At 34.1% G+C, this 23,669-nt stretch carries 19 protein-coding genes and 2 tRNA genes; 11 read left to right on the forward strand and 10 right to left on the reverse strand.

The annotated features are described in order from the left end of the window. A complete protein-coding gene (locus C8N41_RS00575) occupies positions 1 to 1,008 on the reverse strand; it encodes an App1 family protein (RefSeq protein WP_115837733.1) in 1,008 nt (335 codons plus the stop codon). A 281-nt stretch (positions 1,009 to 1,289) separates the two neighbouring features. Between C8N41_RS00575 and C8N41_RS00585 the strand changes: the two genes are divergently transcribed. The 7 genes from C8N41_RS00585 to lspA all read left to right on the forward strand — a co-directional run bounded on the left by C8N41_RS00585 (position 1,290) and on the right by lspA (position 10,299). Then, positions 1,290 to 3,824 (forward strand): S9 family peptidase, encoded by a 2,535-nt coding sequence (locus C8N41_RS00585; protein WP_115837737.1) that lies wholly within the window; start codon positions 1,290 to 1,292, stop codon positions 3,822 to 3,824. Between the two features lie 144 nt (positions 3,825 to 3,968). After that, positions 3,969 to 5,528, forward strand: a complete 1,560-nt coding sequence (locus C8N41_RS00590) for an NAD(P)/FAD-dependent oxidoreductase (protein WP_092446615.1) — start codon at positions 3,969 to 3,971, stop codon at positions 5,526 to 5,528. Between the two features lie 38 nt (positions 5,529 to 5,566). Next, entirely contained in the window at positions 5,567 to 7,645 is a 2,079-nt protein-coding gene (locus tag C8N41_RS00595; protein WP_092446614.1) for a tetratricopeptide repeat-containing sensor histidine kinase, read from the forward strand. Next, positions 7,635 to 8,333: a LytR/AlgR family response regulator transcription factor gene (locus C8N41_RS00600; RefSeq protein ID WP_115837739.1), complete on the forward strand. Its 699-nt coding sequence runs from the start codon at positions 7,635 to 7,637 to the stop codon at positions 8,331 to 8,333. The genes C8N41_RS00595 and C8N41_RS00600 overlap by 11 nt, the downstream gene beginning before the upstream one ends. Before the next feature lie 162 nt (positions 8,334 to 8,495). Beyond that, positions 8,496 to 8,672 (forward strand): hypothetical protein, encoded by a 177-nt coding sequence (locus C8N41_RS16850; RefSeq protein WP_170137066.1) that lies wholly within the window; start codon positions 8,496 to 8,498, stop codon positions 8,670 to 8,672. A 221-nt stretch (positions 8,673 to 8,893) separates the two neighbouring features. Next, positions 8,894 to 9,787: an ACP S-malonyltransferase gene (fabD, locus tag C8N41_RS00610; RefSeq protein WP_115837744.1), complete on the forward strand. Its 894-nt coding sequence runs from the start codon at positions 8,894 to 8,896 to the stop codon at positions 9,785 to 9,787. Between the two features lie 11 nt (positions 9,788 to 9,798). Beyond that, positions 9,799 to 10,299 carry a signal peptidase II gene (lspA, locus tag C8N41_RS00615; RefSeq protein ID WP_115837746.1) on the forward strand — a complete coding sequence of 167 codons (501 nt, stop codon included), beginning with the start codon at positions 9,799 to 9,801 and terminating at the stop codon, positions 10,297 to 10,299. Here the strand turns inward: lspA and C8N41_RS00620 are convergent. From C8N41_RS00620 to C8N41_RS00635, 4 genes are all read right to left on the reverse strand, one after another. Beyond that, entirely contained in the window at positions 10,296 to 10,487 is a 192-nt protein-coding gene (locus C8N41_RS00620; protein ID WP_092446609.1) for a hypothetical protein, read from the reverse strand. The genes lspA and C8N41_RS00620 overlap by 4 nt on opposite strands. A 189-nt stretch (positions 10,488 to 10,676) precedes the next feature. Then, entirely contained in the window at positions 10,677 to 11,954 is a 1,278-nt protein-coding gene (locus tag C8N41_RS00625; RefSeq protein ID WP_115837748.1) for a metal-dependent hydrolase family protein, read from the reverse strand. Positions 11,955 to 11,965: 11 nt separating this feature from the next. Then, positions 11,966 to 12,985: a UDP-glucose 4-epimerase GalE gene (gene galE, locus C8N41_RS00630; RefSeq protein WP_092446607.1), complete on the reverse strand. Its 1,020-nt coding sequence runs from the start codon at positions 12,983 to 12,985 to the stop codon at positions 11,966 to 11,968. Position 12,986: 1 nt separating this feature from the next. Next, entirely contained in the window at positions 12,987 to 14,135 is a 1,149-nt protein-coding gene (locus C8N41_RS00635; protein ID WP_115837750.1) for a DegT/DnrJ/EryC1/StrS family aminotransferase, read from the reverse strand. Between the two features lie 113 nt (positions 14,136 to 14,248). On the opposite strand from C8N41_RS00635, the gene C8N41_RS00640 reads away from it, so the two are divergent. After that, positions 14,249 to 15,487 (forward strand): 3-deoxy-D-manno-octulosonic acid transferase, encoded by a 1,239-nt coding sequence (locus C8N41_RS00640; RefSeq protein ID WP_170137067.1) that lies wholly within the window; start codon positions 14,249 to 14,251, stop codon positions 15,485 to 15,487. 3 nt (positions 15,488 to 15,490) lie between these two features. On the opposite strand, the gene C8N41_RS00645 is transcribed toward C8N41_RS00640, so the two are convergent. Then, a complete protein-coding gene (locus C8N41_RS00645; RefSeq protein ID WP_211318175.1) occupies positions 15,491 to 16,810 on the reverse strand; it encodes a M20/M25/M40 family metallo-hydrolase in 1,320 nt (439 codons plus the stop codon). A 432-nt stretch (positions 16,811 to 17,242) separates the two neighbouring features. On the opposite strand from C8N41_RS00645, the gene C8N41_RS00650 reads away from it, so the two are divergent. Next, complete coding sequence (locus tag C8N41_RS00650; protein ID WP_115837754.1) at positions 17,243 to 17,689, forward strand: hypothetical protein; 447 nt, start codon at positions 17,243 to 17,245, stop codon at positions 17,687 to 17,689. Between the two features lie 63 nt (positions 17,690 to 17,752). On the opposite strand, the gene C8N41_RS00655 is transcribed toward C8N41_RS00650, so the two are convergent. The 4 genes from C8N41_RS00655 to mutS all read right to left on the reverse strand — a co-directional run bounded on the left by C8N41_RS00655 (position 17,753) and on the right by mutS (position 22,074). Then, on the reverse strand, positions 17,753 to 18,766 hold the full coding sequence (locus C8N41_RS00655; protein ID WP_115837756.1) for a LacI family DNA-binding transcriptional regulator: 1,014 nt from the start codon (positions 18,764 to 18,766) through the stop codon (positions 17,753 to 17,755). A gap of 399 nt (positions 18,767 to 19,165) precedes the next feature. After that, positions 19,166 to 19,249: transfer RNA gene (locus C8N41_RS00660), tRNA-Leu, on the reverse strand. Positions 19,250 to 19,294: 45 nt separating this feature from the next. Further along, positions 19,295 to 19,366 (reverse strand) — tRNA-Gly (locus C8N41_RS00665). Between the two features lie 95 nt (positions 19,367 to 19,461). Beyond that, positions 19,462 to 22,074 carry a DNA mismatch repair protein MutS gene (gene mutS / locus C8N41_RS00670; RefSeq protein ID WP_115837758.1) on the reverse strand — a complete coding sequence of 871 codons (2,613 nt, stop codon included), beginning with the start codon at positions 22,072 to 22,074 and terminating at the stop codon, positions 19,462 to 19,464. Positions 22,075 to 22,341: 267 nt separating this feature from the next. On the opposite strand from mutS, the gene C8N41_RS00675 reads away from it, so the two are divergent. After that, positions 22,342 to 22,899: an RNA methyltransferase gene (locus C8N41_RS00675; protein WP_092446601.1), complete on the forward strand. Its 558-nt coding sequence runs from the start codon at positions 22,342 to 22,344 to the stop codon at positions 22,897 to 22,899. 111 nt (positions 22,900 to 23,010) lie between these two features. Next, the gene (locus C8N41_RS00680) at positions 23,011 to 23,667 is read left to right on the forward strand and encodes a class I SAM-dependent methyltransferase (protein ID WP_115837760.1); all 657 of its coding nucleotides are present in this window, start codon (positions 23,011 to 23,013) and stop codon (positions 23,665 to 23,667) included. Positions 23,668 to 23,669: the final 2 nt, after the last annotated feature.

Raw genomic sequence — 23,669 nt, forward strand, 5'->3', positions numbered from 1 at the left:
TTACTGCGCTATAAATCCGTTCTCTCTAGCATGTTCAATAGCTTGCTGACTGTTTTCAACGAGTAACATTGGTGTGGTCTTATATTGATCTATAATTCCTCTAACCCGTAACATTTTCTTTTTATGCTTTACACTACGCAAGTATATGGCTAATATTCTGTCTGGAAATTCGTTCGCAATTTCCATATAAATATCCGGATCATGCTCGCCATTATCACCGATTAAAATAAAGGGCAAGTGAGGATAGGTTTTAAGAAGATTCAAAATTTCCTTTTGTTTTTGAGGCTTTTCACCCTTTTGTTTTTTCTTTAATGCTTCACTAACACTTCGCAATAGAATAGGGCCTTTAGGAAAGTTATTTTGTTTTAAAAAGAGTTTTAGGTAACGGTATAGATTCCATGGACTATGGCTTACGTAAAAAATAGGATTTGCATTATCACCAGAGACTCCACGATGTAGCTTATGAAAAAACTCTACAGAACCCTCTAAAGGAATCCTACTTATAGCACTCTTAAACAAACTATTATATATTAATCTCCATTTTAAAAGCGAAACGACTCCTGTATGTAGAATAGTATCATCAATATCACTTGCAACGCCGAACTGTGCTTTACTAGAAGGAATTAGTAATTCTCCAGGAAAACGATTTTGATTCTGAATAGGATGTGTTATGTTTTGATTGTCATAAGATAATTCAAAAAACAACCAACCTTCTTCATTTGTCAATGATTTTAAATCGTCTAACTGTGCTTCAATTCTAAAATAGCCTTTGTGATCTGTAGTCGCTTTTAAAACAACGTTATTAGACAGTTTTAAATTTAAATCAATGTTTTTTATTTCATCAGTTCCAAAACGCTTCCATGAATTTAGAATAAGTTGCCATGTACTTTTGGCATCCAAATTTATAGACTCATCTTCTAAGGCTCTACCTCGAGCATAAAAGTGAGAATCTGTTCCATAACTCTGAAATGCAATAATTTGTAAAGGATCTTTCTTAAAAATGGGCATTTATGTTTCTCTTAAAAAAAGTAAGATACTTTATAATTTAATAAATCTCTACATAAAAATAGAACTTTCAGTTAAAAAGCAAGTAAATACTGACGGAAAATTCAATGTTAGCTATCTGTTTATCTTTTTATTCAGGAAGAGATTACAATTTTGTAATGCTGACCTCAAAAACATGCAGTTCTAATTCGTTAGCCTAATGTTAAATATTTACCAATTTTATAATATTCAGCCTATTTTAGTCAAATCGAGATACTAACCTAACTAAAACCAATGCACAAGGCATGAAAAAATTAATTTTTCTACTACTTTTTAGCTTATCCTTCAGTTTAATAAAAGCACAGAACAACGACCAAGAAAACACCATTCCAACACCCAATTATAGAGCTGCAGCTAAATACTCTCCAACCAATTTAGCCAAGCTAGTTCACTCTACATCCGTGAGACCACACTGGTTAAAAAACGGAAATCGTTTTTGGTATCAATATAAAACTACAGAAGGTTCAAAATATTACATTGTCGATGCAGATAAACGTAGTAAAAAAGAACTTTTTGATAATGAAAAAATGGCCAAATGGTTGACAGAAATCACCAAAGATCCTTATGATGCTAAGCATTTACCAAAATTTGATTTTGAATTTGTAAAAAATGAAACCGCAATTCGTTTTTACGTCACCTCTACTGAAAAAGTAGATGAAGTCAAAGATGAGAAAGACAAGGTATCAAAAGACACCGATTCTACTAAAACTAAGAAAAAAGGAAAGGCCAAAAAAGCTAAAAAAGTAAATAAAGTATATCATTTTGAATACCAACTTGGTAGTAATGGCTTAACCGTTATCAGTAATAAAAAGAAAGATAAAGAAAGTTGGAAAAAGTGGGCCAATATAGCACCTGATAGTTCTGTGGTCTTATTTTCTAAACATCACAATTTGTATTGGATGGATAAAGACAATTTTCTTAAAGCTGTTAAAAACGAAAAAGACTCTACTATTGTAGAAAATCAATGGACTACCGATGGTGAAGAGCATTATGGTTACGGAGGCAGTAGTCGTGGTGAAAACAATGAAACCAAACTAAAGAATAAAGACAAACGCAAATATGTTCGTGGTGTTTGGTCTCATGATTCTAAGAAATTTGTATTCCAGAGAACAGACTCTAGACATATTAAAGATTTATGGGTTATAAATACAACATCTAGTAAACGCCCTACTTTAGAAACATATAAATATCATATGCCAGGCGAAGATGAATATTACAAAACTGAACTTCATGTTTTCGATATACCATCAAAAAGCAGCATTCAGGTACAATTAGATACAGTGAAGCAGCAAAGCGTTCAGGTGTATCGTGAACCGAGAAAAAGATCGAGTTATGATGACGATTTTACACCTTCTTTATTGTTATCAAAAAAAGGTAAAATCTACTATAGTACCATCAGTAGAGATCGTAAAAAATTAGACATCTGTGTAGCAGACATCCAAACAGGTGAAACCAAAGTATTAATTGAAGAACGTTTTAATACTTATATCGAATCGCGCCCTTTAGTGCTGATAAATAACGAAACTGAAATGTTACATTGGGCAGAACGTTCTGGTTGGGCACATTATTATTTATACGATACAGAAGGCAACCTCAAAAATGCAGTAACCTCTGGATCTTATCATGTAGAACGCGCTATCGGAGTGGACGATAAAAGTAGGACGCTTTATTTTACGGCACATGGCATTCCAAAAGACCAAGATCCCTATTACGAACATCTTTATAAAATTAACCTCAACGGTTCTGGCTTACAAGCTTTAAATCCTGGAGATTTTAATACCAGTACAAGCATGGCGGATTCCAATGCGTATTTTGTTAGTAATTATTCGAGGGTAAATACAGTACCTAAATCTGAATTAAGATCAAGTACTGGTAAACTCATTATGGAATTAGAAGAAGCCGATTTATCGCAGCTAATGGCTACAGGTTATCAATTTCCTGAAACATTTAAAATGAAAGCTGATGATGGTATTACTGATATTTACGGAGTAATGTATAAACCTTTTGATTTTGATGAAACAAAAAAATACCCCTTATTAGAATATGTCTATCCTGGGCCACAAACCGAAGCTGTTAACAAATCATTTTCTGTAAGAATGGATCGTTTAGACCGCATGGCGCAAGTAGGATTTATTGTAGTAACAATGGGTAATCGTGGTGGCCATCCAGACCGTTCTAAATGGTATCATAATTACGGTTATGGAAACTTAAGAGACTACGGTTTAGCAGACAAAAGACACGTGGCTGAACAATTAGCGGACAAACATAATTTTATTGATATCGAAAAAGTGGGAATTTACGGCCATTCTGGTGGTGGATTTATGTCTACAGCTGCCATGTTAGTATATCCAGATTTCTTTAAAGCTGCCGTATCTTCTGCAGGAAATCACGACAATAACATTTACAACAGCTGGTGGAGTGAAACACACCACGGAGTGCAAGAAGAAATGGATGATGACGGCAACGTAAAATACAAATACCTTATTGACAACAACCAATCCTTAGCTAAAAATCTTAAAGGCAATTTGATGCTTATTACTGGAGATGTAGATAACAATGTACATCCTGGAGGCACAATAAGAATGGCTAACGAACTCATTAAAGCAAATAAACGTTTCGATTTTATGCTTATGCCTGGACAACGTCATAGTTTTGGAAACATGACTGAATATTCCTTTTGGCTTAGAGCAGATCATTTTAGCAAACACTTACTAGGTGTAGAAGCCACTGAAATTGATATCACGGAGATAAATAGAGATCGTCCTAAGACAAAATCTTAATTAGGTATTCGCTAAATATTAGATATTCACTTAAAAAAAACCACGTTTAAAAACGTGGTTTTTTGTTTTCCTTACGCATTATAATCCACAACAAACTATTTATCAAGCTCCTTTAATACCATTTCTTTTATTTAATTTTGTCGCATGATAAAAGCCTTACAACTACGTATCAATTTACAACAAGAAAGACAAGCTGATGGGTTACTAAAAAAAGCAGCTTATGATTTAGACCTGCAACCTTCTGAAATTTCAGGAATCAGAATCCTGAGAAAATCAATTGATGCGCGTAAGCGAAATATAATGTTTAACTATAAGGTTGAAGTTTATATCAATGAACCCATGCCAGAAACTTCAGAGTATCATTTTGACTATAAAGATGTTTCTAAAGGGAAACCTATTCATATTATTGGCTTTGGACCAGCAGGAATGTACGCTGCCTTGCGCTGTATAGAACTAGGTTTTAAACCTATAGTTTTAGAACGTGGTAAAAATGTGCAAGATCGTCGACGCGACTTAAAAGCCATTAACCAAGATCATTTTGTTAATGAAGATTCTAATTATTGTTTTGGTGAAGGTGGAGCTGGCACTTATTCTGATGGCAAATTATACACCCGAAGCTTAAAGCGTGGCGATGTTCGTAGAATTTTCGAAAATCTCGTTTACCACGGAGCTACAGATCAGATTTTAGTCGATGCGCATCCCCATATCGGAACCAATAAGTTACCTAAAGTGGTTGAAAATATTAGAGAAAATATTATTAAATATGGAGGTGAAGTTCATTTTGAAAGTCGTGTAACAGATTTCACTATTAAAAATAAAAACATTACGGCTATTCAATTGCAAGATGGTAACGAGTTACAGGTAGATAAAGTAATTTTAGCCACGGGCCATTCTGCTAGAGATATTTTCTATTTACTTAACGATAAAAAAATAAAGCTTAAGGCAAAGTCGTTTGCCATGGGTGTACGTGTAGAACATCCTCAAGACATTATAGATGGTATTCAGTACCATTGCAAAGGACAGCAACGCGATGAATTATTACCCGCAGCATCTTATAGCTTGGTGGAGCAAATAAATCACAGAGGTGTGTATTCCTTTTGCATGTGTCCTGGTGGTTTTATTGTACCAGCAGCAACTGCAAATGGTGAAGTTGTAGTCAATGGTATGTCACCTTCTAAGCGGAATAATAAGTTCGCGAATTCAGGGATCGTTACAGAAATTAATGTCGATAAAGACCTCTATAAATATGAGCAATTTGGCCCTTTAAAAGCCTTAGAATATCAAAAAAACTTAGAACGCTTGGCTTTTACGGCTGGAGGCAGACGACAATCGGCACCTGCTCAAAAACTTACAGATTTTGTAGAAGGCAAACTGTCGTCAAGCTTAAACGAAACGTCTTATCAACCAGGATTAACATCGGCACCATTGCATTCATTATTACCAAAAATAATTGGAGGATCATTAAGAAAAGGGTTTAAGGCTTTTGGAGAAAAAATGAAAGGCTATTATACAGAAGAAGCCAATGTTATTGGTGTAGAATCACGAACGTCTTCACCAGTAAATATTCCTAGAACCGAAACTTTAGAACACCCTGAAATTACCAATTTATTCCCTTGTGGAGAAGGTGGTGGTTATGCTGGTGGTATAATTTCAGCTGCCATGGATGGAGAGCGCTGTGCAGAAGCTGCTACTGCTACAACCTAATTCTATTAAATGAAAAGTTGCCAAATTCGTCATAGCGCATGAAATTGATCTATATTTTAATTGCCTTATTTTTTACAACAACTAGCTATGCTCAAGTTGACCAAAAAAAACAACGCGCTATTGACTCATCTCATCACGTAGCAATAAATCCTAAAAACTCTATTGACGTAAGATTAAAAGCTTACAAGTATTGTGCTTGGAAGACAATATATGTCGATTTTAATCAAGGATTAAAACATAGCATTGCATTTTTAGAATTTGCTAAAACAAGTTCAGATTACAAGATGACATCTAAAGCTTATCATTATTTAGGGCATTCTCAAATGATGCTAGGATTGTTTGATGAAGCCTCTAAAACCTTACAAGAAGGTTTAGATAATGCAATAAAAAACAATTATCATAATGGTATTGCCGAATTGAATGGAGATCTAGGAAATCTCAATAATAGTCTAGGAAATTCTGAGCTTGCGTTAGCCTACCACTATAAAAGCTTAGAGCATTCCCAGACCTATAATCTACGTATTGAATATGCTAGAGCTCAAATTAATATCGGAGAAATATATGAAGCCCAAGGCAAATACAAACTAAGTATAGAAACCTTTGAGGAAGCATTAAACTACTGCCACATTAATAAATTGGTTGGCTTTAAATCATCCATTTATGAAAGTCTTGGAGATATTAATCTAAGTATTAAAGAATATAAAACTGCCGAAAAAAACTATACTACTGCCGTTGACTATGCGAAACGTCTCAATAACAACAATCGTCTTATTCATTCCTTAAATAAGTTAGGAGAATTACATATTGTGCTGAACAATTTAATAACAGCATCAGCTTATTTTAAGCAAGCATTGCACATTGCTACAACCAGAAAAGCGTATGTTTCGCAAGCTAAAATAAGAGCAAATTTGGCACACACCTATTTGTTACAAAATGATACGCGCTCTGCTTTAGAGTACATTTCATTAGCTATAAATCAGTTCGAGAATTTAAAAATTAAAGACGATTTAGATAAAGCTTATATCATTGCTGCCAATATTTATAGCAAACGCAACCAAATATCGGAAAGTCACAATTATTACCAAAAAGCGTATCATCTTGCTAAAGAATCTAATTTACTACAGACCTTAAAATTAGCTAGCGAAGGTTTGGCTCTAACTCATGAAAAACGTGGTGATTTATTAAATTCTGTGAAATATCATAAAGAATTTAATACGTACAATAATAAAATTAGAGATGAAGAAGATATAAAAGATATTATACGGTTAGATCTACAAGACACATACAAGCAAAAATCGTTTAAAGACAGTATTAATAAAGTTAACGAAATTAAGCAGCTTCAATTTGAATACAATAAAAAAGAAGAGCGTAGTAAATTAAAAAACTATATCGCTATCACGAGTATACTAGCTCTTATTCTAATAGTGCTTTGCATTACGTATTACTATTTTGAGAATAAAAAAACTGCTGCTGTACTTGCCGCAAAAAATAAAGCAATTAAAGCCGCATTAAAGGATAAAGAGATACTTTTAAAAGAGGTTCATCATCGCGTTAAAAACAATATGCAAGTTGTGTCTTCTATTTTGTATTTGAAATCAAAAAGTACAGAGGACGATGTCACAAAAGAAGCGTTAAGCGATAGTAAGAAAAGAATTGATGCCATGCAGTTGGTACACCAAAAAATGTATCAAAAAGGGAATTACCAACAAATTGATGTTTTAGAATATTTTAATGATATTGTAAATTTGTTATTAAAACCGATTCAATCTCCTGAAGACCGTTTTGAAGTACATGGGAAAGTTTTATGGTTAGATGTAGAACAGGCGCAAGCTTTAGGCTTTATTTTGCACGAATTAATTGCAAATAGCATTAAACACGCTTGGCGTAAAACAGACCAAAAGCAAGTTGATATTAGAGCTGCTAAAACCGGTACTAACACCATTACGTTTAATTATACAGATAATGGTGAAGGTTTGCCAGAACGCTTTAATATAGAAACGACTAAATCCTTTGGAATGAAATTGGTTTATTCACTTTCAACGCGTCAATTGCTCGGTAAAATAGAAACGAATAATGCAAACGGATTTGCACTAAATATTACATTTAATGCCAGATAGAAAGAAAACAAAAGTATTAATTGTAGATGATGATGTATTCATTTCAGAACAGCTTTGTAGCATTTTAGAAGAATTGGATTACAAAGTTTCAGAAATAGCTTTTAATGCTGAAAGTGCTATAAAAGCCTTACAGTCTAAAACTCCAGATATTGCTATACTAGATATACATATGCATGGTAAAAATCAAGGTTTTGAAATTGCTTCATACATTAGACAACATTTAAATATACCATTTGTATTTCTAACTTCCTTTGCAGATGAATCCACTGTAAATGAAGCCTCTAAACTCACACCTGATGGTTATATACTAAAACCTTTTAATGAAGCTACAATATTTTCAACTTTAAATATTGTTTTAAAAAGACATCAACAAAACAACAGTTACTTCGCCATTAAAATAGGTCATGAAATTCATAAAGTAAAAGACAGTGATTTGCTCTACATTATGTCTTCAGATAAATATATAGAAATTCAAACCAAAACCAGAAAATACCTTAAAAGAGATTCTATAGATAACTTTATTAAGACTAATAAATTAAAAGGAGTTACACGTGTACATCGCTCTTATGCAGTTAAATTAGAAAACATTGACAGCGTAAAAGGATCTGTAATTTATATTCAACAACAAGAAATCCCAATCTCTCATACCTATAAGGAAGCATTTACAAAATCATATAATGTATTATAGGTTAAAACACACCAAAATAAGCCTGTTTTGCTCATTGAGCGATTGATAACTGTTTAAGAGGGTGTAAAAAATATTTACACGTACAAAACTCTTCACTTCACGACATTTTTTTTCACGATTTCTAATATTGCTATAATATTGTTAGTATTAACCTACTTAATTGTGAAGAAGAAATCTTTATTAGTATTTGTACTCATTTTATTTGCCGTATCACTGATTGCAGCACAAGTATTGATTTTAATGGGAATAGAGATTCATGATAGAATTGACATAGGTAGTATATACCAATTGAAACCAGATTGTAACACAGAATATTTAGCTGTACTACTTAAAGCTTAAGCGTACGGAAGACATAACGATAAAAATCAGGTAACTTTTTGTTGTAGGGAATAAGAGGTTAGCTTAAAAGGATGTTTTTTTCAAAACATCCTTTTTTTTTTTAGATTAAAATAAAAATCTAAAGCTCTTTTATATCACCAAAATTAAAGCTGTGAATCCAACAGCTATAACAGTCACTTAAATAAATTATTATTATTTTCGCATCTTAAATTGAAACCTAAATGAACGCATATATATTTCCAGGTCAAGGTGCTCAATTCTCAGGGATGGGACTAGACCTTTACGAAAACTCAGCTTTAGCACAAGAATTATTTGAAAAAGCCAATGACATACTCGGTTTTCATATTACCGATATTATGTTTGAAGGCTCTAAAGAAGATTTAAAAGAAACTAAAGTTACCCAACCAGCAATCTTTTTACATTCTGTAATTTTAGCTAAAACACTGGGAGACAGTTTTAAACCAGATATGGTTGCTGGGCATTCTCTAGGAGAATTTTCTGCTTTAGTTGCTGCTGGAGCTTTAACATTTGAGGATGGACTAAAATTAGTTTCTCAACGTGCACAAGCCATGCAGAAAGCCTGTGAATTACAACCTAGCACAATGGCTGCCGTTTTAGGTTTGGAGGATAATGTGGTGGAAGATATTTGTAAAACGACTGAAGGTGTTGTGGTAGCTGCTAATTATAATTGCCCAGGTCAATTAGTAATTTCTGGTGAAATTGAAGCGATCAACAAAGCATGTGAAGCTCTAAAAGAAGCTGGTGCCAGACGCGCTCTAGTATTACCTGTTGGAGGCGCGTTTCATTCTCCCTTAATGGAGCCTGCACGTGAAGAATTAGCTGCTGCTATTGAAAATACAACGTTTAACAAACCTAACTGTCCTATATATCAAAATGTAACCGCTTCTGCCATTACAGATGAAACCGAGATTAAAGCTAATTTAATTTCACAATTAACGGCTCCTGTGCGTTGGACGCAATCAGTACAACAAATGATAGCTGATGGTGCATCTCATTTTACAGAGGTGGGTCCAGGGAAAGTATTACAAGGATTAGTAAAGAAAATACATCGTGAGGCGGAAACAACTTCAGCTACTCTTGAAAAAAACGCCTAAATATCGCTGCTTTGAATAGAAATCTATTTATTATACTACTCGTCGCTTTTAATATTGCGATAGACCAAATATCTAAAGTCATTGTGAGATCTACAATGATTAGAGGAGGGAAAGGGCAAATTAATGTCATCCAAGATTATTTTCAACTTATATGGGTTGAAAACAAAGGTGCCTTTTTAGGTATGGGTAGTGATATGAATCCTACATTAAGATTAGTATTCTTACTAGTGTTACCTGCCATTGTTTTAGCCTACGTCACTTATTATATCGTAAAAACAAAAGAACTAGACCGTATGAGTCTTATTGCATTTTGTTGTATTGTAGGAGGAGGCATAGCCAATGTCTTTGACCGTATTGTCTTTGGCCAAGTCACTGACTTTTTCTATATAGATCTCGGTGGAGTCTTTAAAACCGGAATCTTTAATGTTGCAGATATGTCTGTTACCGCAGGTATGATTGTATTACTTTTTAGTGGTATTCTTAGCGGTAAGAAAAAGGAAAAAACAACTTAACGTGCTAGTTGGCAATCTTCACAATCTTTAACCTCGCCATAATAGGTCTCACGATACTTGTGAAGTGTTTTGTAAGGAATACTTAAAAATTGTTTTTTGATGTAGGTGACATTAGTTTGTAATACACCCATTTTTTTAGTGAAGCGACCTTCAGTTTTGGTCTCTCTTTTAATGCTTATCAATTTCATGTTGTTCAATTATCATTCACTACAAAGCAACGAAGATTGATAACCAACTCCAAGAAATTCATGTTAAAACCGGGTTAACAATTCCCGATATTATCATATTGAAAATCAGACACTAATAGGATTATCATATTCTTAACGTTGTAGCTTATTGATTACACAATCAATAAGCTCAAAATCACTAAAATTTGGTTAGTTTTTGTAAATAACACCATTTTTCATAACAAAAATGACGTTTTCCATGGTAGAAATAGAAGTCAACGGATTGTCATTAACCGCAATTATATCCGCTATAAAGTTAGATTTTATTTGTCCTATTTGGTCTTCCATTTTTAAAATGATAGCGTTGGTTATGGTGGCACTTTGTATTGCTTCTATGGCTGGCATACCTGCTTCAACCATAAACCCAAATTCTTTAGCATTATCTCCATGATAAAATACTGCTGCATCTGTTCCGAAGGCAATACCAACCCCAGCTTTATATGCCCTCTTAAACATACTCTGTATTTTAGGACCAATATTTAAAGCTTTAGGCACAATAATTTCAGGATAATATCCCTCAATCTTAGCTTTGTCCGACACAAATTTTCCTGCAGTTATTGTAGGTACTAAATACACATTATGTGCTTTCATCAATGCCATAGTTTCAGCACTCATTAAAGTACCGTGTTCTATCGTTTTTACACCTCCTAGAATAGCACGCTGCATACCCTCATCACCATGTGCATGAGCTGCCACATGAAACCCATAATCCTTAGCGGTCTCACAAATGGCCTTAATTTCTTCGACTGTAAATTGTGGATTCTGCCCGCTTTTAGCTACACTCAATACTCCACCTGTGGCGGTAATTTTAATTAAATCTGCGCCATTTTTATAACGTTGCCTTACCGCTTTTTTAGCATCTTCTACTCCATTTACCACTCCTTCTCTTGGACCAGGATCACCCATAAGTTCGTAACTAGATCCGTTTGTAGGGTCTGCATGACCTCCTGTAGTAGCAAGTGCTTTTCCTGCGGTAAAAATTCTTGGTCCAACAATGGTTCCAGAGTTTATAGCGTTTCTTAATGCTATATTTACTCCTGAACCACCCAAATCTCTTACGGTTGTAAAGCCACTCATTAATGTTACTTTAGCGTAGTTTACAGATGCAAACGCTACATCAGCCTCATTGAAAGTGTAAGCTTCTAAATAAGATTTTGGATTGGTTTCGCCTTCAATATGCACATGCATATCTATAAGACCTGGCATTACCGTTTTTGATTTTAAATCTACCGAAACATCTTCTGGGTTTACGGGTGTAACGTAGCCATTTTTAACCGAAATAATTTTATTCCCAGAAACAATAATCGTTTTCTCTTTGAGAACTTTACCAGATTCCGTGTCAATTAAATTTCCACAATGTATATAGGTATTCTGAGCCGATGAGGTAAGGGCACAAACCAATACAAAAATGCTGACTAAAGTTCTCATATGATATCAGTTTATTTCTTCCTAATTTTTTGCTCCCACTTCCAAGCCGAATCCATAGCATCGTCTAAAGTTAATGTTGTTTTCCAGCCTAAAACATCATTCGCTTTAGAGGTTTCTGCGTAGGCAGCAACAACATCACCTTCTCGTCGATCTACAATTTTGTAATTTAAGGATTTCCCTGAAACCCTTTCAAAAGACTGAACGGCTTGCAAAACTGTACTTCCGGTTCCGGTTCCGAGGTTAAAAAACTCAAAATTAGAATCATTTTTACCATCTATAAGACGCTGTAAAGCCACAACATGTGCTTTTGCTAAGTCCACGACATGAATATAATCTCTTACACATGTACCATCAGACGTAGGATAATCACCACCAAATACGGAAAGCTGTTCTCGTATACCTATAGCTGTTTGTGTAATGTAAGGTACTAAATTTTGAGGCACTCCTATAGGTAATTCTCCGATTTCAGTTGAGCTATGTGCACCAATCGGATTAAAATAACGCAACGCAATGGCTTTAATGTCTCCATTTACTCTGCAAGTATCTCTAATGATTTCTTCACCAACCTGTTTTGTATTTCCATAAGGAGATTCAGCTGGTTTTACCGGAGCATTTTCTGTAATTGGCAGCTCATCTGCTTGGCCATACACTGTACACGATGAGCTAAAAATAAAATTCTTTTTACTCAATCCACTTAACTCTTGAAGCATATACACTAACGTCGTAATATTATTTTCATAATACATTAATGGCTCTGCCACGCTTTCTCCTACAGCCTTACTTGCGGCAAAGTGAATAACACCAACAATATCGTTATGACGTTTAAAGAAATCTTGAACATCTGCCTTAACGCGTAAATCTATTTTTTCAAAATGAGGCTTCTTATTTGTTATTGCAGTGATACCCTCTAAAACCTCAACCGAAGAGTTAGATAAATTATCTATAATAACGACCTCATAACCTTCATTTTGTAATTCTACAACGGTATGCGACCCAATAAAACCTAAACCTCCTGTTACTAAAACTTTCATATTATTTGTGTGATGCTATAAAATTTAATATTGTACTCGTAATGTAAGAAATTTGTTCGTCTTCTAATTCGGTATGCATTGGAAGCGAAATAACCGATTGTATTAATGCGTTGGTCACCTCAAAATCCGCTTCATCATAACGATCATCCATATATGCTCTTTGTCTGTGTAACGGAATTGGATAATAAACGCCACATGGAATATTTTTAGACTGCAAATGAGCTACTAGCGCATCTCTATCTACAGCTTTTAAATTTAGCGTATATTGATGAAATACGTGAAAATCGTCAGCATCGTTAACGCCTAAACCCGTTGGTGTTACTATATTAGGGTGATTTTTAAAAGCTTCATTATACTTTTTTGCTGCAGTGCGTCTTGCCTTATTATAAGTATCTAAATGCGGTAATTTAGCATCTAAGACAGCAGCTTGAATAGAATCCAAGCGAGAGTTTACCCCAACCACATCATGATGATAACGTTTGTACATTCCGTGATTTACAATACCTCTGATGGTATGTGCTAAATCATCGTCATTTGTAAAAATAGCTCCACCGTCACCATAACATCCTAAATTTTTTGAGGGGAAAAATGACGTTGATGCCACATCTCCAATGGCTCCTGTTTTTGTTTTAGTACCATCTTTATGGGTATAACTTGCGCCTATTGCTTGCGCATTATCTTCAATAACAAATAAATTATGTTCTTTTGCTAGCTCCATAATAGCATCCATATCAGCAGGAAGCCCAAACAAATGCACAGGAACAATAGCTTTTGTTTTTGGGGTAATCGCTTTTTTTATGGCATTTACATCGATATTAAACGTCACAGGATCAACATCTACTAAAACTGGAGTTAATTGTAATAATGCAATAACCTCAACAGTAGCTGCAAATGTAAAATCTGCAGTGATAACCTCATCTCCAGGTTTTAAACCCAAACCCATCATTGCAATTTGTAAGGCGTCTGTGCCGTTGGCACAAGGAATAACGTGTTTAACTCCTAAGTAATTTTCAAGATTTTTTTGAAATTCGTGTACCCTCGGTCCATTAATAAACGAAGCGTTATCCATCACTTCTTGAATCGAAGGATCTACTAAATCTTTAATTTTGGCATATTGACTTTGAAGGTCAACCATTTGTATTTTTTTCATTCTTTTAGTGTATATATATAAAAGCGTAATGCTGTTAGCGAAAATACAAAATTGTAAGCGCTATGACAACGCAATTAATTGAAAGAAATGTATTTTAGCACAAAACTTTGTTTTTGAAAGGACTCTATTCCATAGGAATCTATTTAGCCAGTTTTATTATTAAGATTGCTGCCCTCTTCAATTCTAAATTGAAACAAGGTGTATTGGGCAGAAAGCAGACCTTTACTAAACTTGAAAACGCAATTAAACCACACGACAAAACATTTTGGTTTCATTGTGCTTCTTTAGGTGAATATGAACAAGGCTTACCTGTATTTGAAGCCTTAGTAGCAAAACAACCTAATTACAAAGTGGTAATATCGTTCTTTTCTCCTTCTGGATTTGAAATTAGAAAAAATGCAAAAATTGCAGATGTCGTTGTCTATATGCCTTTAGACACAACTGCCAACGCCAAGCGTTTTTTAGATTTGGTACATCCTGACTATACCTTGTTTGTAAAATATGAAATCTGGCCCAATGTTCTACACGAACTTAAAAAGCGCGACTTAAAAGCCATATTAATATCTGCCGTATTTAGAAGAGATCATTCTTTTTTTAAATGGTACGGAAGCTATACTAAATCTGCTTTATTTTCTTTTAATCATATTTTCACTCAAGACGACAATTCTAAAATTTTATTGAATACGATTAATTATTATAAGGTTTCTGTGTCAGGAGACACTAGGTTTGATAGAGTTTCAAATCAATTAAAAGTAGATAATACTGTTTCTTTTATTGAAGCATTTAAAGATAAGAAGATGTGTATTGCCTTTGGTAGTACTTGGCCTGAAGATGACAAACTATTTATGAATTTTATAAATAATTATAAAAATTCAGATGTAAAATTTATAATTGCACCTCATAATGTTAAATCTAGTTACATAGCTTCATTAAAATATCAGTTACAAGTAAAAACAATTTGTTATTCAGAATTGCATGAAAATTCAAATTTAGCCGATTATAAAGTCTTTATTTTAGATACTATCGGATATTTAAGTAAAGTCTACAGTTATGCCGATATTGCTTATGTAGGTGGCGGAGCCGGAACAACTGGCTTACATAATATATTAGAGCCTGCTGTCTTTGGAATTCCGATTCTTATTGGCAAAAATTACAACAAATTCCCTGAAGCTAAAGTACTTATATCGTTAGGTGGCGTTACTAGTGTAGCCAGTTCCTCTGCCTTCGACTCAATTTTAGAGGCATTACTCACAGATCAAAAATTAAGAAAAAAACAAGGTGAGATAACGCGCACTTACATTACATCTAACACTGGAGCTGTCGATAAGATTATGAATTATTTAAACTTGTAATTTTTAAAATTTAGAATTTACTAAGCGATACAGTAACACTGCTGTTATTTTAGCTTGTGTAGCTACTGTATTTAAGTCACCTGTTTCATTAATGGTATGATCGCCTCCTCCTCCTGTAAGCCCCATACCGTCAATAGCCATATCGACATAAGCAGAGGTAAATGAAATATCTGCGGCACCTGCGTTTCTAGGATTTACAGCTGTTACAGAGCCAAAACCCAAATCTTGACTTACGGTATTGTAATATCCTAATAAAGTTAGATTACCCTCTGTTCTTGTTAACGGAGGATAGCCGCCTGAAGAGAAAGTTAGTTCGGCTTTAGTTTTAGGGTAATTATTAGACACAATATTTTGCATGGTCGATTTCGCTTTTTGCAACTGTTCTAAAGACACTGCTCTTAGATCACCGCGAACAATAGTTTGTTGAGAAACCACATTGGTCTTACCAAAAGCGTGCCCACCTGTGCCATCTTCATGGGGTTGCAACGTTGTACCTCCAATTATAAATCCAGGGTTAAAAGTTAGATCCTTTTCTTTTGCTAACTGTTCATAAAATGCATTTAAAATTCTAGAAGTTTCATAGATCGCTCCTACACCAGTAGCTTCCGTAAAAACCTGAGAAGAGTGTGCAGAATTTCCCGTAACCTTTAATTGCCAATCTGTAGAACCTCTTCGCGAAACCACAATTGTTTTGGGATTGTTATCACCATTTTCAAAGCCTAAAGCAATATCAGCTCGTTTAGCTGCATCTATTAAAGCTTTTTTAGACAAAGCTAAAGGTGTACCACTTTTTTCTTCATCTCCAGTCATTACAATTTCTATAGACATTTCATCTAAAAGTCCGGCTTCTTTTAAAGCCTGCATCGCTAAAATAATAATAACATTACCACCTTTCATATCAGCCACGCCAGGTCCTTTCATAATAGAATCATTGAGCATACTATATTCCTGAAAAGAACTATCTAATTCAAAAACGGTATCTAAATGACCTATCATTAAAATTTTAGGTCCTTTTTTTCCTGTTCTAGTCGCCATTAAATGTCCTGCTCTACCAAACTCCTCTCCATCTGTTAACACTGTTTTAAAACCTAGTTTATCTAATTCCTTTTGAAATAAACGTCCCACATTTTTTACACCTTCAAAATTCATTGTACCACTATTTATATTTACAGATTCTTTAATTAAATCTATGGCACTTGCGGTGTAGTTATCAACTGCTTTAATAATTTGCTTTTCCTTTCTATTATTTTGAGCACCACCTAAAATGGAAATGCATAGAACGATAATAAAAAGTGAATATTTATACTGTAGTTTTGAAATCATGGTAAATCTATTTTAATGGTTTCTCTTGGTAAATATATTCATTTTGATGGTTGAATAGCGTCATAACTTGTTACAATTAGGACTTTAAATTACGCCTGAAGAACACTTCTACACACTTTAAAAACGTAGTTACATACATAGGCTACAATTTCAAAAATTATTTATCTCGTGAACTATAATACTGTATGGAAATTAATATAGAGCATCTATCATTTAGTTAAATTCCAAGAAACTTTCTATACCTGCCATAGTTTAAATGGTATAATTTTAACAATGTATTTAATTAAAAAAACGCATTAAATAAGATCCAAATTCATAGCTACATACGTATATAACAAGGATATGCGACGAATAAATTAATAAAACATGATGGAATGTCATTGAAATTACTATTTTCGTATTTTAACATAATTTAACACTAAAACAAATAACATGAAAAAAGTTGTATTAAGTTTAGCACTAGTTGCTGTATTAGGATTATCATTTACATCTTGTAGAGAAACTGCTGATAAGGCTAACGATGCAGTAGAAAATGCTACTGAGACTACAGGTGATGCTTTAAATGATGCTGGTGAAGCCATTGAAGACACTGCAAACGAAGCTGGTGAAGCTATTGAAGACACGGTTAATGATGCAGGTGATGCAATGGAAGATGCTTCTAACGCTGCCGGTGAAGCAATGGATGATGCCAAAGACGCTGCAGGTGATGCGGTTGACAGCGCTAAAGAAGGTGCTAATGACATGGCTAACGATGTAAAAGATGCAGCTAACGATGCTGTTGATAGTGCAAAAAAAGCAGGAAATGACGCCGTAGACTCAGCTAAGAAAGCTGGTAACGATGCCGTAAATAAAGCAGCAGACAAAGTAAAAGGTATGTAATACAAACCAACTTAAAAAATAAAAAAGCTTGATATCCATCAAGCTTTTTTTTATGTCTAATTTTTAGGATTTATTTTTCAGTGATTCACTTAGTTTTAACTCGCTTGGCACTACAATAGTTTGTAATTCTAGGGTGTCATCTTTAATATTTTCAATGAGCAACTTAGTGGACATTTCACCAATTTTATGTGCTTTTTGATGTATAATTGAGATTTTTGGACTCGATAATACTTGCGTATGTTCATAACCAAAACCAACAACTGATAAATCTTTTGGAATTTCTTTTCCTAATTTTTTAGCCATATTAATTGCCACAATTCCTGTAACATGATCTATTGACAGAATAGCATCAATAGACTTGTTTTCATCTAAATAGTTAAAGATTTTCTTTTCAACATCGAGATCAACAGCATTATCTAATTTTAGAATGTTGGATTCTAAATTATAATCTTCTAATGCTTTGGTATAGCCTCCAATTCGAAGTTGACCAACGCTGAGCTCTTCAATATTACTTACTAATAAAATATTTTTACGTTTTTCAGTAACGATTAAATGTTCTGTGGCTTCATAAACAGACTGAAAATCATCTACTATAACTTTATTACAATCTATATCCTTTACGACTCTATCAAACATTAAAACTGGTAATTTGCTATTAATAGCCGATTGAATATGTTTGGTTTGTGCTTTTACCTGGCTCTCTCTAGCGACCGCAATTATAAAACCATCAACGCTACCGTTTGCCAGTAAATCTAAACTTCGTTTTTCTTTATGCAACGTTTCATTAGACAAACACACAATAATATCGTAATCATTATTAGTTGCTGTTTTTTCGATACCATGTAGCACTTCTGCAAAAAACGGATTAGTTACAGTTGGAAGGATTACTCCTATAATCTTAGTCTTATTCGTTTTTAGTTGTTGTGCTATGCGATTAGGCTTATAGTTTAGCTTCGTTGCTAATTCCTTAACTCTTACTCTTGTGTTTTCACTAATTTCATGACTATCATTTAAAGCTTTTGAAACTGTTGAAACTGATATATTTAAAAGTGCCGCTAATTCTTTGAGTGTCGTCATATTATCTTTTTTATTCTAACGCGAAAGATACGATAGAGCTTTCACATGCCAATTACAAACCTTTTGAATTACAACCGTTATCTATTTTTAGTATGCCATATCCATAAATAGCATACAATTTTTACGCTATTGTAATTTAATAATGATTTAGGTACCACTAAATTAAAACATCATAAAGTTATATTATAGAAAAAGCGTGTTTAAATATTGTAAACACGCTTTTTACTAAAATTGAACTATTGCTATAAGATAAAATTAATAAATATAAGGACTAAACATAGATCTGAACAAAAATTTATCAGGATGACTAAACCAACCTCAAGCATTTATCGCGTTAAAATCTAAATTTGAAAAAGTATACATAACAAAAAAGCCGAAAACTTGCGTTTTCGGCTTTTGTACTGAAGACGGGACTTGAACCCGTACGTCCTAATGGACATTGGATTTTAAGTCCAACGTGTCTACCAATTCCACCACTTCAGCATCTTAGTTACGGACAGTAACTAAATATTGGTATATTTTATATCGAGCGAAAGATGGGATTTGAACCCACGACCTCCACCTTGGCAAGGTGATGCTCTACCCCTGAGCTACTTTCGCAAATGTTTTAAAGAACTTTTCGCCCTAAAAGCGGATGCAAATTTAAAATTTAATTCTTAAAACCAAAGCCTTTTTTAAAAATAATTTAAAAAAATTTATGCCTGCTTTTTCTTAAGTAACATACGCTTTATTTCATTGAGCTTCATTAAAGCCTCAACAGGTGTTAATGTATCGATATCTGTGTGCAAAATTTCGTCCTTAATATCCTCTAACAGTGGATCATCGAGATTAAAGAAGCTTAATTGTAAATCGTCTTTAATCGTTTTTACCTTATCAGTAAGCTCTTCACTTGAATGTGACTTCTCTAATTTTGCTAAAATTTTATTGGCACGTCTAATGACCTGTTGTGGCATTCCCGCCATTTTTGCAACATGAATTCCAAAGCTATGTTCACTCCCACCTTCAACAAGTTTACGAACAAAAAGCACATTATCTTCTAATTCTTTTACCGCAACGTTGAAATTTTTAACACGCCCAAATGTTTCGGTCATTTCATTTAACTCATGGTAATGTGTAGCAAATAATGTTTTGGGTTTAGAAGGATGCTCGTGTAAATACTCACTTATAGCCCAAGCAATAGAAATACCATCATAGGTACTGGTACCTCTTCCTATTTCATCTAACAACACTAAACTTCGATCAGATATATTATTGAGAATAGACGCCGTTTCGTTCATTTCTACCATAAAAGTAGATTCACCCATAGAAATATTATCACTAGCTCCTACTCTGGTGAATATTTTATCTACTAAGCCAATTCGTGCTTCTTCTGCTGGCACAAAACTTCCAATTTGCGCTAACAACACAATTAACGCGGTTTGTCTTAGTATGGCTGACTTACCAGACATATTAGGACCTGTAATCATAATAATTTGTTGCGTGTCTCTATCTAAGAACACGTCATTGGCAATATATGGTTCACCTATTGGCAATTGCTTTTCTATGACGGGATGACGGCCTCCTTTTATTGCTAAATCAAAACTATCATCAATTTGCGGATAGACATACTTATTAGCCTTTGCTAAACTTGCAAACCCACACAAACAATCTAGTTGCCCTATAAGTTGCGCATTTTGCTGTACCGAAATTATAAATTGATGCATCCAAGCCACTAATTCTGCAAATAATTTTTGTTCAATCGCTAAAATCCGTTCTTCAGCGCCTAAAATTTTTGCTTCGTACTCTTTTAATTCTTCGGTAATGTAACGCTCCGCATTCACCAAAGTCTGCTTACGTATCCATTCTTCAGGAACTTTATCTTTATGAGAATTTCTAACTTCAATATAATACCCAAACACATTATTAGAAGCTATCTTAAGAGACGTAATTCCTGTACGTTCACTTTCACGCTTCAGCATATTGTCTAGATACGTTTTCCCAGACTGAGATAAACCTCTTAATTCATCTAACTCTTCAGAAAAACCACTAGCAATGGTATGTCCTTTTAAAACATTTACTGGCGCTTCTTCATTTAGCGTTTCCTTTATTTTCTGGCGTAGTAAATCGCAGCGGTGCAAATTATCACCAAGGACTTTTAAAGCCTCATTGGTACAGGTTTCTGCAGTTGCTTTTATAGGCACAATTGCTTCTAACGAATTTTTAAGTTGAATCACTTCACGTGGACTCACCTTGGTCGTAGCGATTTTTGAAATAAGACGTTCAATATCTCCGATGTGCTTTATTTGCCCTTGAATCTCTTGAAGTACGGAATCATTTTCTAACAAATAATTTACCACTTCGTGCCGTTGCTTTATTTTTTCCGCCTGTTTTAGAGGCAAGGCCAACCAACGTTTTAATGTGCGTCCTCCCATAGCAGAAATGGTCTTATCAATGACATTAATTAAAGTCACCGCATTGGCATTGGTGGAGTGATACAACTCCAAATTGCGAATGGTGAATTTATCCATCCATACATAATCATCTGTTGCTATTCGCGAAATAGTAGCTATATGTTCTAACTTATTATGACGAGTTTCTCCTAAGTAATGCAATACAACTCCCGAAGCAATAATCCCTTCATATAAATCTTCAATCCCGAAACCTTTTAAAGTTTTAGTGTTAAAATGCTTGGTTAAGGTTTCATGAGCATAATCGGCTTGAAACACCCAATCTTCTAAATAAAAGGTATGAAAATCGGTACCAAAAGTGTCAGAAAAGACTTTTCGGCTTTGTTTAGAAATTAAGACTTCACTTGGATTAAAATTCTGAAGTAATTTATCGATATATTCAGCGTCTCCTTGAGAGGTTAAAAACTCACCTGTTGAAATATCTAAAAAAGAAACTCCGATCCGTTGCTTTTCAAAATAAACTGCAGCTAAAAAATTGTTAGATTTAGAATGCAAAATATCATCGTTAAACGCTACTCCTGGTGTCACCAATTCCGTAACTCCACGTTTTACAATAGTTTTAGTTTGTTTCGGATCTTCTAGCTGATCGCAAATAGCAACACGCTCACCAGCTTTAACTAATTTTGGCAAATAGGTGTTTAAGGAATGATGTGGAAATCCGGCCAATTCAGTTTCACTCTCGCTACCTGCACCACGCTTGGTAAGAATTATATCTAAAATCTTGGCTGCCTTTACCGCATCACTTCCAAAAGTTTCGTAAAAATCGCCAACTCTAAACAGCAAAAGGGCATCAGGATATTTCACCTTTATGGCATTATACTGTTTCATTAATGGTGTTACTTTTTTTGCCTTCTTAGCCAATGGTAATCGCGTTTTAAATTATACTTTTGCCTAACAATATTTCAGAATTGCAAGTTTGCTAAATTACTTATATTTTGAGGCTTAATAAAGCTTAAGAACTAGAAGTTATTTACAGGTGTTAATAAGTGAAATAAGCTGTGAATCCTGCAAAATTAAAGATTCACAGATTCATTAAAGAAAATATGAATCATTGAGTAATGCAGGAATCCGTAAAGACATTAGATAACAAATAGAATCCTGCTTTCGCAGGAATGACAAATATATTCGATGACACAGAAGTATACTAAAAGCAGAAAACTAAAAAACGAAGAATTAGACCGGTTAGAAGTATCTGAATTTAAGGATGCTAAAAAATCACCTATCATCATTATTTTAGATAATATTAGAAGTTTAAACAACATTGGGTCAGTTTTTAGAACAAGTGATGCATTTTTAATTGAAAAAATATACCTCTGCGGCATCACGGCACAGCCACCTCATAACGACATTAGAAAAACGGCCTTAGGCAGCACAGAAACTGTAGCATGGGAATATGCAGAGAATACCTTAGACGTTATCACAAAACTAAAAGCTGAAGATGTCACTCTTTGCGCTATTGAGCAAGCCGAAAATGCTACAATGCTCAATGCTTTTATACCTCAACCAAATCAAAAATACGCTTTTGTATTTGGTAACGAGGTAAAAGGTGTTGACCAAAAGGTCGTTGACGCAAGTGATGTAGTTATAGAAATTCCTCAATATGGCACCAAACATTCTTTGAATATTTCAGTTAGTTGTGGTGTTGTAGTTTGGGATGTTTTTAGTAAAATGAAAAAGCCCATCTAAATCTTTCCAAAGGGAAGACTTTCACTCAAAATGTCATTCCTGCGAAATCAGGAATCCAAATATTACAGAACAAAGACAAATAGATTCCTGCCGTTACAGGAATGCCAAAACATGAAAAAGAAAATTAAAACACCTTGGCCAACAAAAGACGCCATGCGTCAGATTTACGAATTACATCTTTGGGGAGGAAAAGAGTTTGATTTTTATTCGGGTTTTGGCTCTCATGATGAAAAAATTACGCAACCCTATGTAGACGCTGTTATTGATTTTTTTAAATCTCATCATTACCAACTAACGGTTTGCGATTTAGGTTGTGGTGATTTTAATATTGGAAAACAACTCCTCAAATTCACTAAACACTATATCGCAATTGATATTGTAGACAACCTTATTGAAAGAAATAAAACTTTATTTAAAGATGAAAATTTAGAATTTCACTGCTTAGATATTGTAAAAGCCAAACTTCCTAAAGCAGATGTTGTTTTTCTAAGACAGGTGTTACAACACTTATCTAATGCCGAAATTCAAAATATTGTAAAAAAACTTTCTCGTTATAAATATCTTATACTTACCGAACATTTACCCAATGACACTTTTGAAGCGAACAAAGACATCATTTCTGGTCAAGGCATACGACTTAAAAAAAACAGTGGTGTTAATTTGCTAAAAGCTCCTTTTAATTTAAAAATTGAAGAAGAAACACGACTAACAGCAATTAATTTAGGAACTAATAAAGGAGTCATTGTCACTACACTTTATAACTTATAAAA

Origin of the sequence: Winogradskyella sediminis, from assembly GCF_003387355.1 — a bacterium.
Classification (GTDB): Bacteria; Bacteroidota; Bacteroidia; order Flavobacteriales; family Flavobacteriaceae; genus Winogradskyella; species Winogradskyella sediminis.